The organism is Agrobacterium sp. rho-13.3 (assembly GCF_033957765.2).
In the GTDB taxonomy this organism is placed as follows: domain Bacteria; phylum Pseudomonadota; class Alphaproteobacteria; order Rhizobiales; family Rhizobiaceae; genus Agrobacterium.
This window is the reverse complement of sequence record NZ_CP192780.1, coordinates 24,639-37,982: the sequence shown is the minus strand read 5'-3', so window position 1 is coordinate 37,982 and position 13,344 is coordinate 24,639. Positions and strand designations below refer to the sequence as shown.

At 54.7% G+C, this 13,344-nt stretch carries 13 protein-coding genes; all 13 read right to left on the bottom strand.

Annotated features, from left to right (window positions below; genetic code table 11):
- Window positions 1-46 precede the first annotated feature (46 nt).
- Window positions 47-1,609 (bottom strand): LPD7 domain-containing protein, encoded by a 1,563-nt coding sequence (locus RMR16_RS27215; protein WP_320188778.1) that lies wholly within the window; start codon window positions 1,607-1,609, stop codon window positions 47-49.
- 18 nt (window positions 1,610-1,627) lie between these two features.
- Window positions 1,628-3,559: a type IV secretory system conjugative DNA transfer family protein gene (locus RMR16_RS27210; RefSeq protein WP_320188779.1), complete on the bottom strand. Its 1,932-nt coding sequence runs from the start codon at window positions 3,557-3,559 to the stop codon at window positions 1,628-1,630.
- A 17-nt stretch (window positions 3,560-3,576) separates the two neighbouring features.
- On the bottom strand, window positions 3,577-4,593 hold the full coding sequence (virB11, locus tag RMR16_RS27205) for a P-type DNA transfer ATPase VirB11 (protein WP_320188780.1): 1,017 nt from the start codon (window positions 4,591-4,593) through the stop codon (window positions 3,577-3,579).
- A gap of 12 nt (window positions 4,594-4,605) precedes the next feature.
- Window positions 4,606-5,841 carry a type IV secretion system protein VirB10 gene (gene virB10, locus RMR16_RS27200; RefSeq protein WP_320188781.1) on the bottom strand — a complete coding sequence of 412 codons (1,236 nt, stop codon included), beginning with the start codon at window positions 5,839-5,841 and terminating at the stop codon, window positions 4,606-4,608.
- Window positions 5,838-6,719 carry a P-type conjugative transfer protein VirB9 gene (gene virB9 / locus RMR16_RS27195; protein WP_172873398.1) on the bottom strand — a complete coding sequence of 294 codons (882 nt, stop codon included), beginning with the start codon at window positions 6,717-6,719 and terminating at the stop codon, window positions 5,838-5,840. Before virB9 ends, virB10 begins: the two co-directional genes overlap by 4 nt.
- Window positions 6,716-7,396 carry a virB8 family protein gene (locus RMR16_RS27190; RefSeq protein ID WP_320201863.1) on the bottom strand — a complete coding sequence of 227 codons (681 nt, stop codon included), beginning with the start codon at window positions 7,394-7,396 and terminating at the stop codon, window positions 6,716-6,718. The genes virB9 and RMR16_RS27190 overlap by 4 nt, the downstream gene beginning before the upstream one ends.
- Before the next feature lie 316 nt (window positions 7,397-7,712).
- Window positions 7,713-8,642 (bottom strand): type IV secretion system protein, encoded by a 930-nt coding sequence (locus tag RMR16_RS27185; RefSeq protein ID WP_172873335.1) that lies wholly within the window; start codon window positions 8,640-8,642, stop codon window positions 7,713-7,715.
- A gap of 2 nt (window positions 8,643-8,644) precedes the next feature.
- The gene (locus RMR16_RS27180; protein WP_320188783.1) at window positions 8,645-8,899 is read right to left on the bottom strand and encodes an EexN family lipoprotein; all 255 of its coding nucleotides are present in this window, start codon (window positions 8,897-8,899) and stop codon (window positions 8,645-8,647) included.
- A gap of 17 nt (window positions 8,900-8,916) precedes the next feature.
- Window positions 8,917-9,669 (bottom strand): type IV secretion system protein, encoded by a 753-nt coding sequence (locus tag RMR16_RS27175; protein ID WP_172873337.1) that lies wholly within the window; start codon window positions 9,667-9,669, stop codon window positions 8,917-8,919.
- The gene (locus RMR16_RS27170; protein WP_320201865.1) at window positions 9,666-12,056 is read right to left on the bottom strand and encodes a VirB4 family type IV secretion/conjugal transfer ATPase; all 2,391 of its coding nucleotides are present in this window, start codon (window positions 12,054-12,056) and stop codon (window positions 9,666-9,668) included. Before RMR16_RS27170 ends, RMR16_RS27175 begins: the two co-directional genes overlap by 4 nt.
- On the bottom strand, window positions 12,056-12,403 hold the full coding sequence (locus RMR16_RS27165) for a type IV secretion system protein VirB3 (RefSeq protein WP_172873338.1): 348 nt from the start codon (window positions 12,401-12,403) through the stop codon (window positions 12,056-12,058). The genes RMR16_RS27170 and RMR16_RS27165 overlap by 1 nt, the downstream gene beginning before the upstream one ends.
- 2 nt (window positions 12,404-12,405) lie before the next feature.
- Window positions 12,406-12,708: a TrbC/VirB2 family protein gene (locus RMR16_RS27160; RefSeq protein ID WP_172873339.1), complete on the bottom strand. Its 303-nt coding sequence runs from the start codon at window positions 12,706-12,708 to the stop codon at window positions 12,406-12,408.
- A gap of 14 nt (window positions 12,709-12,722) precedes the next feature.
- Window positions 12,723-13,343: a hypothetical protein gene (locus RMR16_RS27155; protein ID WP_172873340.1), complete on the bottom strand. Its 621-nt coding sequence runs from the start codon at window positions 13,341-13,343 to the stop codon at window positions 12,723-12,725.
- Between the last annotated feature and the right edge of the window lies 1 nt (window position 13,344).

The window sequence follows — 13,344 nt, the reverse complement described above, 5'->3', positions numbered from 1 at the left end:
TCAGATAATTCGAGCAGAAAATGCCGATGTTTGCGAGCAGAGGCGCTTATGTTGGCAAGCCGCTACACATATCCCTGTTCTGTTCCTGAACCTGTTCACGCTGCTCTGTTTGCTTTCCCGACTTTTCGGCGTCTGCCCCTATACTTTCTCGGCCTCGCTCATCGTTTCGGGAAAGTTCGCGGGTTTCAACAACTCGCGGCTTGGGAAAATCCTGCCCGCGTGAAATCGCTTGCGATATCTTGTTTCTCGCAGTGCTTAAACCACGTTGGACCGCAACAGGATCATTGTGAAATTTGGCACGAAGCTTTCGTTCGACATATGCCTCCATTGCTACAGCACTGCGTAGTTGAGGATTGTCGCCAGCGCCGCGACCAGTTGCGGCATATTCCTTGGCTCTTGCTTCATTGGCGAACCTGCCGTCCTCCAAGGCAGCGTCGCGGGCGGGACCGGTATGCAAGGCGTTCTCGCCGGCGACGATCGTGCGCGTGACATTCGCTTCTGCTGCGTTAATACGGTCTTCTCTGGCTGCACCAAGAGGCGCTTCCACATTCTCGCGATCGTCAATCACCTTGCTGGTCTGTTCGCGCTCTTGAGTTACTTCCGCATCCCATTTCCTGCGCTCAACTTCTTGCTGCATGCGGACCTTTTGCCCATCAACCGTACGGATCACAGATTTCATCACGGTTTCCATACCGGCCTCCTGCAAGCGTATCTGGTCGCCGACTTTTGCTCCGGCACTCAACATGGCGTCGGGTAAACCCACGCCCCATGCCGTGTGCTCGCGGCCATTGGAATCACGAAGCACCACGTAGGGAGAATGGTCATTTTCAGGATCGTCGCGGTAAGGACGTGAACCTTGCTCGATTACCGTTCCTTCTATGCCAGTTTTGTAGCTCGGATTCGATCGCTCAGCCCGCGAACGGTCGAATGCCTCGTCCTCCGGTATCGTCTTATCGTCATTGGCCCCGGCCGCGGCCGCACTTGGGCCTTCCGACTGGCGTTGTAAGTCGGGAGCAATCTCATTTCGTAAGAACATCTGCTCTCGCTTCTTGAGCTCCTGCAGATCTAATTCGTTCGGTTTGTAGCCTGTAACATTTATTCCGCGTGCTTGACCTTCCAGCCAAGCCTCGCGCCGAAACTCTTCAGTGCCTTTCACCTTGATTTCCGTCCATCCACGATGAGCGGCGGTATCGAGCATAAGCTTTACTGCGTGCGGATCCTCGTTTTTGGTCTTGAGTTTGTCACCGCTGACCTGGAACAGTTCGCGGCTTCCTTTTGCATCGGCGTAGATATGATCGTCGCCGGCGAAGTCCCGCTTGCGGTAATAATTCCTGTTTATCTCATCAGGATAGGGCTCTTCGAGACGCGACGGAGCCGTTTTCACAGACTCGGCGCGTTCAGCTGATGCGGATTGGTCACTGCGAGAATCTTTGTCGCTTGCGTCGGCGCCGCGCGCTGGTTCTTTCGCCTTTGCTGGCGCTGCGATGTCCCGCTCAGGGTCGCGTGCGATTTCCAACAAGTCGGGACGGTCAGGCGACAACAGCGACGCAGCTTCGTCCTTCTTGCGCTCGTCCTCGATGTCGCGTGCTGTATTGTCTTCCTCGGCCATGGTTTTATCCTTTTCAGGTTATCGAGCGGCTTTCAGACCTTCATCCAAAAGCTCGCTGAAAAAGGCACTTACGCGTTGCTCAGCATTTTGCTGGTTGACGGTTGTATCGTCGCTCAGGTCGATACCTTCAAAATTCAGATCAACCGCCGTTCCGTCCGGCATTTCCCAAACCATACCGTCTTCGCCATCTGCCGGTTGCGCAGGTGCGGTAATTTCCTCAACAGTAGGTTCGCGCACGATCCGTTCGTGAAGCGCTTTGCGAAGCGTCTCTACCTGGCGCTCCAGCACGTCTATCCGTGCGTCACTGACTTGGGCCTTCTGGCTCAAGGCAGGGGGAGGGAGAAGGCGCTTTTTGAAAACGGGATCTTTCCAGTAAAGGATTTTTTGAGCCTTTACTGGGGGGATGCCACCCTTCAGAAGGTACTCCTCTTTGAACTGCGTAAGAACGAGTTCTTGGGGCAACATTAGAGCGCGGCGCTGATCAGACGTGGATTCGGTTCTCGAAGAGCGAGAGAATCCGAGGCCACGTGATCGGGTCCGGCCGGTGACAGTGTCGTAGCCGAACCGCTCGCTAAGCTCCGTCGCTATGGTGTGTTCTTTCGGCGTGAATACCACCTCGACGCCGTGGTTTGTCATATAGTTCAAGGCGGCGTCCGGACCATAAACTTCGCGGATTTGCGATGGCGACTGAACGATGGTGACGATACGGATCCCAAAACCTGCAACGTACGAGACGCCTTTGGCTATGATTTCAACATTCCCCAAAGCGCGAAACTCATCCATCATGAGCATGAGCTGGCGCTTCAGCGATTTGTCTTGGTCTGGCAGGACACGAGTGTTCAGATCGACCGCCTGTTGAAAAAACAGGTTGAGCAGCGGGGCCATACGATCAAGATTATCTGGCGTCACGCCGAGATAGATCGAGATCGGCCGTCGTCTGAGTTCGCGCAAATCGAAATCGTTAGCACTTGTTGCAGCGTCGATACGGGCATTGAGCCATAGACCGAGCTTCGCACTCACAGACTTGCGGACGCTTTGCAGCGTGTTTTCAGATGAGGCGAGAAAATCATTCATTGCCGTACGACACTGTTGCGATAGCGGGCGATCCTCACTCCGCTTCTCAAGAATGGATTTAAAGTGCTTGGAAATGTCCGGGGCGGCTGCTATCTGCCGCAAAACTTCACCGATCGTGAACGGGAGTTCGGGCGTTTCCGCAATGTAGCCGGCGACGGCTATGAACGCGGTCCGCGCGCTTTCTGTCCAGAATGGATCGACAGTGCGTCCCTCGATGGGAAACAGCATTCCCGCAATCCGTTGCAGATCATCGTAGAGGTCTGTGGCATTCGCCCTGTTCACATAGGCAAGGGGATTATAGCGAGCTGTCTTGCCGTCAGGGTCGAAAGGATCGAACAGGTAGACCTCTTGCCCGGCCTGCTTCCTGAAGCCTGCCGTAAGGTCCCAGTTCTCTTTCTTGATATCGAGCACAATAGCCGAATCCGCCCAGTTCAACAGGTTTGGAATGACTACACCAACGCCTTTACCGCCTCGCGTCGGTGCATAGACGATAACGTGTTCCGATCCGCCGAATATGAGGTATTTTCCCCGAAGTTTGCCGACGATAATCCCTTTTGTGGCTCTCAAGCCTGCTTTGCGGATCTCCGCTTCTGTGGCGAACCGAGCCGTACCGTGGAGAGCCTTGGAGCTTTGTGCTTTCCAAATCGCACCTGCGCCAAAAAGGGCTGCTCCGCAGGTCAGAATTAGCGCAAGCCGGGCTGTCCCACGTTGCTGTTCACTCGATGACGAAAGCAGATCGAAGATGGTTAGGAAATGGAGCTGACCATCGTGGGACCTCAGAAAAACCAGAGCGAGGTTCGATGCGAGGAAGAAGACCAAAGCGATTGTGATAAGACCGGCTACCGCCCACAGGCCGTATCGAAGTTGGGTTGGCATCTTATATCCTCGTTGAATTAAATTCCCTGCCCGAGTTGTTTTTCGGGGTCGAAATAAACTTCCGTGATGCGCCGGGAACCGTCTGGGAATTTTTTGATCTGGACGACGATATCAACCAGCATCACCAACAAGGCGCGAATGTCGTTACGATCAATTTGAGCGCCGCCCTCAGACTCTTTCACAAGAAGGGTCAATTGCTCGAACGCGAGCGCAGCTGAATCCGCATGGACAGTGGTGATCGAGCCAGGATGACCAGAATTGGCATTGCGCAGATAGAAGAACGCAGTTCCGTCGCGCAGCTCTTGAAGGAGTATTCTGTCTGGTCGCATACGAAGGCAGCTTTCCAGAAGCTGTTTCGGTCCAGCCTTCGATTGACCTTGCCCATCCTTCGAATAGAGAAGCCGCACGTGATTGGGTGGTGGCACCTCAAGTTCCAGCGCGTCCTCGATGGTGATGATACGCTCATTGTCGGGAATGCACCGGATAAGACTTTTGGAAAATGTCGTCTTTCCGCTACCCGTGGCACCGCTGATAATGATGTTTTTCCGACTGCGCACAGCCAGGTCGAAAAATTCTGTCCATTGGTGTGCTGCTTTCAGCCGCAAAAGCTCTTCATCGGTATCATTCAGTTTCCCTGTATGTGTGCTGACCTTGGCAAAAAGGCCACGATCGTCAAGATCGGACAGGCTGAGCGATACATCGGAAGGCTTTCGGATTGTGACGGAAACAGTGCCGGCCGGCACGGCAGGCGGTATCACAATCTGACAACGCTCCCCGCCGGGAAGCGTTGTCGAAAGAACCGGGTGCTTCTCGTCAATATGCTGCTTGGTAAACGAAGCCGCTAGTTTCGCAAAACCTGAAGCTAGGCTTTGGTAGCTCAGCTTCGGGTCTGCGATCTCGTGACGCTTCCAACCCTCTTTGCCCTCGCACCAGATTTCATGAGGCCGATTGATACAAAGTTCCGTCAGCCCATCCTCGTCGAGGTAAGGCTGTATCGGCTCCAGAAACGTCAAAAGGGGCGTTGCGTCACTCACGCGCTGATTTCCTTACTTCGTTACCATGGCCGGAGCATTAGCGCGCATGTCTCCGGTAATGGTTCTATCGTAGATCTGGGTACGGGTTTCAGTCGTATGCAGCTGATAGACCTTGTCGAAGAAGAGATCGCGGGCAACGAAGATCGAGACCTGCTCGCCCTGATTTTTGTAAAGGGTCGGGCCGATGTTGATCGAGTTCTCAAGCGCGATCGCGGCAGCATCGCGCGACGCATTCTCCGTTTCGTTGGTCTCGATTTCAGTTCCATCGTTCAAGCGCTGGAAGGCGTATTTGGACGCATCTCCAACAATCGACATCAAGATGGCGCCGCCAAACCGTTCCCAAAAGTGGTTGTCAATTTTCCCATCGAAGCCGGAACGGCCGAGACCGTCAGCGCCGGGGCTTGCCATGTTCACAATTACACCAGTAGGGGTGCGGGCGCGGTTCCAAAGCACGAAGATGCGCTTTTGACCGCGGCGTAGCCCCTCGTTGTATTCACCAGTGACGGTCGTGCCTTTCTCCATAAGCACCACTTGACCGCTTGCGCTCATAACGTCGCGCTGTATGACACAGGAAACCATCCCAGGTTGATCGCTTGAGATCGCCGTTTGCAGAACGCACGGAATCTGCGTTCCTTGGGGAACGACCATGTGAAGGTCTGGCAGTACGGATGCCGTTACGCCTTCAAGATTTGTGGGCTGTAACTTATCGCGCAAGCGATCCTGCCGCTGCTGCTGCTGGCCTTGTTGCCCTCCGAGTAGTCCTCCGATACCTGGGGGGAGATCTACTGAGAAATCCTGTTGTCCTTGTCCCGGCTGACCGGTGCCTTGCTGGCCGTTCTGCCCGTTCTCACGTCGAGAAGAATTGTTGCTGAAAGCGATGACAGGCGAACGAATGCTGGCTTCCAGCATTTCGTCACGCGGCTCTGGGCGCTGGACCTGCTGAACTGGTTGGGGCTGCTGTACAGGCGTCGTCGGTGGTGGTGGAGGAGGAGGCAGCTGAGCAGGCTGGAATGGAACAGCTCCCGGCCCAATCTGCGTTTTGGTCTGCCGCTCTTCTTCCTTCTTCTCGCCGCTGTCCCATGTGGCATACAAGAAACCGAGACCGGCAAGGACAATCAGGCCGACAATGACGCTTCGACCGATAGTCCCTGCTGCGCTTTTTTCCTCAGCAACTGACGTAATTCCAGCGCCACGTTCGCCGGCAACACCGACTTCTTCATTGGGATTTTGGTTGTCGGTGTTGCTCATCGGGTTGCTCCACGCGGTTCAGGCCGGACGGCACGTTCTACTGAAGGAGAGGTCGTACCTGTTCCTGGGTTTACGCCAACGGCGTCATAAGCCTCGTTGAAAATGCAGATTACGTCACCGCCTCGACGTAGGCGGAACTCCTTTGCAGTTCCATGGACAACGACCAGTTCACCGCTTTTGCGGGCGTCCCAAGGGATTAGCGTCTCGCTGCCATCGCTTTGCACCATGTAGATTGCAGGGATTTCACGATTGCCGGCGAACCGCATCGTGGTAACTTTTCCATCGTCATAAATGCTGTCAGGCTGGATCGCTCGCGACCCTTGAGCTGAATAACGGTAGTTTCGCGCGCCGTAGCTCTGATGCAGCGATAGGGTGCTATCGACGGCCCTTTTGTTGGCAGAAGCGCGCTGCTGTGCGGCCTGAAGTGCCGCCAAGCGCTGACGCTCGTTGGCCTCGTCTGTCGGATATCGGAAGCGAACCAAGAAATAGGCGTCGTTGGCAGTGACGTCGCCTTCCGTGGCGCGTAATTCAAACTGATATACGCGCCGCTCACCACTCTGCCGAACCGTCACTACCTGCAAATTCGTCGGCGGATTTTTCTCGCGAGGTTTGAGAAAAAGGATATTGCGGGCCGGCGCTACTTCCCAACCCACGCTGTCACCTGTCGCGACGTGAACGATCTCTTCGGTTGCGTCGAACTCGATCTGTGTCGAAGCGCGGTAGCGGCCGATCACTTTCACAACGTCATTGGCGGAATAATTGACAAAGCGGATGCGATTGTCATTCGTTCCGGCCGTGGGGACGTCCAGTGCGTGAGCATAGGTCCCGGTCAGGGAAAAGCTGCATGCGAAAATCAAAGTGCGGGCAAAGCTCTTCATTGATCGACGACCTCCGGGTCCGTTCTGTATTCTGTTACCGCGAAGGCGATCGGGTTGATTAGGCGTTGTTGCCAGGTAAGCCGTTCTTCAGGGAGGACTTCATAGGCAACGGTCGCCACGTAGTGTTGGGTACGCGGCTCTGTTCCCTGATATTCGGCGATTTGAACGAACCTGACGGTGGCGAGGCCCTGACGGACGAGCTGTACCGAGCGGATTTCAATCCGGACAGTACCTTGAGGCCCGAGAAGCTTTTGGGGGGATTGCGGGTTATTCGCGCTGATCCAGCGGCCGTAAGCCTCTTGTACCGGGCCTGTGGACATAGTGTTGACCACCCGGTAGTTGTCCTGAACCGTCACTCTCGAATAGCTTTCACGCGCAGTCACATATTTCGCAATGAAATATCGTGCTTGCGCATCGGAAAGCGTCGATGGCGCGTCCTTTAGTAGTGAGGCCGCTTCCGTGATACCGGTACCGGTATCAACTCGGATAATAAACGGCTCAATTTTTTGCAACGGCACGAGCGCTGCGACAGCAGAGACGGATGCGATCGTTCCTACCATCGACACGGCCGCGACGGTCCATGCAAGCCGCTTTGATCGCAAGGCCGAACGAAGCTCGTCCTGCTCCCAGCGGCGCGAGCGCTCAAAATATTCCTTGAGGTTTTCAGCCTCAACCATCTTAAGCTCCTTCACCACATGGTTTTTCAGACGCAGCGACATTCCATCGAGACGGAGAAGCGGTAGTCGCCGTCTCTATGGCTTGCACAGACGCGGGCTTGTCCGCCTCGATGGATGAATATGGTTTGAGCGCGGAACTAATGTCCGAGCCGGAAGTTTGAGCAGGAGCAGCAGAATCCCAAAGGTCTGCATTCAACGGTCTCCTGTCTGTTCCCGAGCACTTGGGAAGCCCCCGCTCCTCTATTGTCGTGCATGCGCTTAAGGCAAAGACCGCCATTGCTGGCAGAGCCAGCTTTGCAATTTTCCGATGCATTATTTATCTCCCGCCGGCTTTCGCAATTGATCCGCCAACTTTGGCGGCTGTCCCTGCGCCGGGTACTTTTTTGAGGGCATCGAGAGCGGCCCTGCTGATGCCACCCCCAAGGGCTAGTCCACCTGACGATATGCGCGCCGCTATTTCTGGGAGTTGCAGGCCCAGATAGAGACTAAGCGCAAACAGGCCCGTCATCCGCCACGCCATTACCATTTGAACACCCGGATTTTGGCCTTCAGCGTCGTTAATGTACGACGATATGAGGCTTACAAGGAGCGTGAGCAAAGCCACTGTAAGGACTTGAAGAAGGACGAAATTGATAACGGCCGAAAGCCACGAAGAGAACAAAGACTGCGTGGCTCGAAAAAGGAGCATCGCAATAAATATCGGGCCAATGACTAGGATCAACGCCGCTGCGGTTTTGGCGAAGAGATAGATCGCAAGGAGGATCATAGCAACGATCAGCGCCGCGATCGTAAATACACCAGCGACGATGTAAGGATAAACGTCGCGCCAGCTTCCTTCCGACGCAATTTCCTCACCCATAAGAATGACGCGATCGATAATCGCGTCAAATCCAGCCCCGCTTTTAATTTGGTCAGCGCTGACGCTTCCAGACGAAACCGACCCGATGGCGCTGCTTAGCCCATCCGGCAATTGGGTGAAAAAGAGATCCGTAACGTAGGTATTGTAATTATCGACCTGGGTAACGAGCGCAACAAGGATAGAAATCTTGAACACGTTGATCACAAAGTCGGAAATCGGCGCGCGCACATAGCCCAACAGGATCATGATCCCAAAGATCACGATATAGAGGGTAGCGCCAACGGTAAGGGGACCCTGGAGAGCCGAAGCAAGATTTCCTGCTCCCTCCTGAATGAACGTTTCCAGCGGCTCAACGAACCGGCTGACGATTTCCGATGCGATCGCCATCCTTACCCCTTATTGATTGCGTCGCGCATTTCCTGCCGACGAACCTGCTTGGCAGCTTCAGTGGCATTGACGCAGTTCGGCGTATCTTCAAGAGCGCCGGGATTGTCCTGGCACTCAACAAGCGTTTTCCTCCGGGCCTGCTCGTTGTTCAGGTAATACTGAACATCAAATACTTCGGCCTTGGGCGCGGTTTCAGCTGGTTTTTCAGTTTCGCTGCTGCATCCGGCGACAAGCGCCGCGAATGCAACAGCGGTCAATCCTCTACAAGACAGCATCAATTCGTGCTTCCAATCGCCGCTTTCATCTGATCACGTCGTTCGGCACGCCGCTCCTCTACGCGCTGCTCATCGACGCGATTTCGAGCTTCCTGAATCATGGCGACGCCCTGCATACGCAAAACTTCATTCTGTAGAATGGCGCTTTCGGCCTGAATGCGAGCTTGAAGCTCCATGACTTCGCGCGGGGACTGCGTAGAGCTGATTTTTTCACGAAGCTCGTTCAGACCATCAAGGCGCTTTGACGCTTGGTCGTAAACGACCTCACCAACCGCCATGTCTTTGTAGGTTTCACCCTTTTTCCGCTTCAGCTCGTTTTGATAGAAGTCGTTTGCGTTGGTCTGGCCCTTGCTCTCGTAGTAATCGTACTGCTCGGCAAAGCCATCGACGTTGCCCTTGAGCATGCCATCAACCGCACTGGCAACCTTGCCGTACTCTTGGGGCAGATATTGCTGAAAGTTCTTGTCATCCAGCAGTGTCTTGAGCTGCTCTAACTGCGAGAAATCGAATGACTGGTTCAGCTTCTGGGCCTCGTCAAAGATCGCTTTGGCCTGATCGAGTTGGTTTTTCATCTCGATAAGCTGCTTTCCCCACTGGAGAAATGCAGCATTGTCGTAAACCGGCACGCCCTGTGCCTGAGCTTGCGCCCCAAGGCTGAGAGCAACGATCGACGCGGCGAGGCCGATTTTCACAGAGCGCAAAGCACGGCCTGTGGCCTTCACGGAAGATTTGTTCGACCAAATTTTCGTCATGCGGCTTCTCCTCTTTTGTCCCGTTTGTTGAGTAGGATAGGCATCCAGTCGGCGGGATCGTCGCCAACAGCTGCGCGAATTTCGTCAAGTCTGTTCACAGCTGCTGTGCGACCCGAAAGGATGGTCAATTCGTCATCGAAACCATGCAGGGACAGTTCCGCAACCACGGAGTTATGTTCCTGCTTGATCAAAAACTGACGCTTTTCAACGGTCAGTTCTGTCTTGATAAGCTCGAATTCGCGGTGCGATAATCCGAAGCCCTCAATGTAATCAGCAGCACTTGCCGCTGAATTTGGCATGAAAATCTTTGTCGGGCATTGCTCGATGATCGTGTAACCGATGGGCGATGCAATGGCGTCTCGTGGGGACTGTGTGCCGAAGATCATCAAACCATTCTGCTTTCGAATGGTTTTGAGTTTGTTTTGCGCCAGCTCTCGGAACGCCGGATCACCAAGAGCTTTCCAGAACTCATCGATGTCGATCACGATCCTGCGGCCGTCGATAAGCCGCTCTATCCGGTAAAACAGATACATCATAAGAGGTGTTCTGATCGTCGGATTATCCAAGAAGTCCGTCATATCGAACCCAAGGAATGTCGAATCGAGGTCCAGCGCATCGCTCTCATTGTCGAACACCCAACCGAGCGGGCCGCCAGAAGTCCAGCGCTCGAGGCGAGCCGCTGTTCCTTCCAGATCATTTGAAGACAGGAATTGCCGAAGCGCTCCAAGAGAACGCTGTGCTTTAGGAAGCTGGCGCATCTGAAGGATGGCGTTGTCGATGTCCTTCTGCTCTGGAACAGTCAAAGGACGCCCATCAGCATGCGAAATAAGATTGGTCGCCCACTCGACCGCAAACGCGTGATCATCCGGGTTTTCCAGATCAAGTACCTTCAGTGGAGCGCAACCCGTTGGCCGCCCGTTCTCAAGCGACAGGTAACGACCGCCAACCGCGCGAACGAAAATGTCAGCGCCTCGATCCTTGTCGAAGAATACCGTCGTGACGTCGTGCTTTTGCAACTGGGCTAGAATGAAGTTCTGCAGAACCGTCTTACCCGATCCAGATGGCCCGCAAATGAACGTGTTACCAAGGTCGCCAACATGAAGATTCAGGTGAAATCCGCAACCGCTTGATGTCTTGAGAAGAGCGATCGATGGTCCCCACGGATTGGTAAGGTCGCCCTTCGGATAGGACATAAACGGCGACAGCGCTGCGAAATTACGCGAGCTTATGTGACCGGAACGCGGGCGCTGATTGAAGTTGCCGGGGAATTGCCCCCAATATGCCGCTTCAAGCGCAAGATCCTCTCGCGAGGTCACGATGCTGCAATCGGACATCATCCGTCGCGCGATCGCCATCTTATCCATAAGCGTTTGAGCAGAGTCGGCTACGACCATGAGATTGAGATGGTGACGCCCCATCGTGAACTTGCTCGATTCCAAATCATCAAGTGCTTGGTCAAGGTCCACGATTTGTGAAAGAGCGCGGTCTTTCACATTGGTCATCTGGTTTTGTTTCAGGGTGAGGATCGAGCGGCTTTCCGTCTTGGAGGCCATCGCGAACGACTGAGACAATACAAACTCGAAGGGCGCTTGGAGAAGATCATTGAGCATCCCCGGCCGCGTTGTCGCCGGATATTCCTTGACGCCAAGGACGCCGCAATATCGCGACTGGCCTGCTCCGCGAAGCTCGATGACTTCTCGGCCGAACAGGGGGCGATCAAGTAGAATAGCTCCGCTGATCGGCCCTTCCGTCAGAGGCATTTTCTCGAAAGAAAGTGTGCCGACGGCGTTCAGATACTCGCTCACCTGCGAGAACATGAAGCCGTTATGTTCATAGAGGCCGCAAAGACGCGCCTCGTAACGGTCAAGTCCGGTAACGATCGTGGGAAGAATGCCGCGAAAATCGCGCAGACCCTTTTCATCGACTTCCGTACCCGTCTTGCGAGCCTTTCCGAGCCGGGCAACAAGCGACTTGGTTGGCTTGTTCGCGTCACGGGCGGGTGCCCATACGAGCGCCAGATACAGACGGTTGCGGTAAAGCGTCTCGCTGGTCATCTTGCGCTTGCATTTGTCGTCAAGCTGCTTCGCGAAATCTGATTTGAACGTTCCCTCCGGGTAATCGACGTCGCGCGTCCGGATCAGGTGCGTCCATACAGCTAGGCGCTCATCATTGATGTTGCGCCACATGAGATTCAATTTTGCATGGAGGTCATTTTTCTCGGAATGGTCCGCGGTGTCGAAGGACGCACCTTCCAGCTCGATAACAGCAAGCATCTGACCATTGCGCAGGCTCACGATGTGCTCATCGATGTGCCTGATATATGGCAGTTTTTCCGAAGCGAGAGCTTCGCGCTGGATAGCGCGGCTACGGCCCATAAGCTTGACCATTACATTTCAACCTTTTGTACTTCGCGCCAAGTGCGCGCTTTTTTGACGCGAAGAGGGCTTACCGATGAAGCCCCCCAATATGCCCGCGTCCTGCACTTGAGCTTGGTCGCCGCCCAAGCGAAAATGATACTGAATTGGTTGGGGTCGTTGGCGCATATCGCGCGGCAGGCCGCGTAAATGAACACGCCAACCAAAAGATAGAGCAGGCTCCCGCCCACGAGGAAGATAAGCCCCGTGAGAACGATGATGACGAACACCGCTTCCATGGTCACGCCTGCGAACATCGCGGGTCGTGTGCACGCAAGGAACAGAATATCTTCCGTAGGCTTTTCGTCATCATTCGCCATGATCAGCTACCCGAATTAAGCAGGTCTACAATTTCACGAGCGCCGAACAGGATGATCGCGCCGACGATGAAGTAACCGACCGTGCGCAGGTCAACGAACCCGAAGAGGAAGCCGAAGCCAACGAGAATACAAGCGATGATCGCGATGAGACGCGCGATGTTGCCCGTCAAGGCGTCAACAATCGTTTCCAGAATGGATTCTGCGCCGCCCAAGCTCTGTGCAAAGGCCGGTTCGGCCATCACTGCGGAAAAGAATACTACCGCCAACATCAGGGGCAGAAAGCGCATAGCGCCGTTAATGGACATACGTGGCTCCTTAATTACCGCGAAAAAATCAAAAGGGATTGGGACCGCTGATTGTTGAATACGTCCCATTGGTTTGCCGACCCAGCTGCTCGTTGCGTCGGGGTAGAGTTCGGCTCTTCCTCGCCAGAGGATGGAGCAGGGCCGGCCGCAAATTCTTTTGCCGCCCCCTTCCGCTTACTCAAGCGGGGAGAAACGTCGTTGATTTCCGCAAGCGCAGCGTCGAAACGCTTCGAATACTCGCTATCGACACCGGGCTCGCCGGTACCATAATCGAGCGCTGCAAGCCGCCAGTGCTCATCCTGTCCACCGAAGGATTCCCACCGTTTGCGAAGCTCGTCGCCCGCAATTTCGAGATTGAGGCACGACGAGAAACCTTCGGTGTACGACACGCGAAGACTATCGAAGGTTTTCACAGGAACGCCAGCTATGCCTACCTTGACCGTTGAGCCTTCGACGAGAGCGAGCGCCACGCTTTGAACAGCCTCGTCCTGTCCAGCGTGGTCGCTTCGCTTACCATCGACTGTGACCGCATAGGTCGAGCCGCTGGTTTCCGCCATGGCAACGGCTGCAACGACAGGAGCCGGTGCAGCAGTCGCGCATTGGGTTGCAAGGGCCAGTATGGCTAGAGCGTCCATC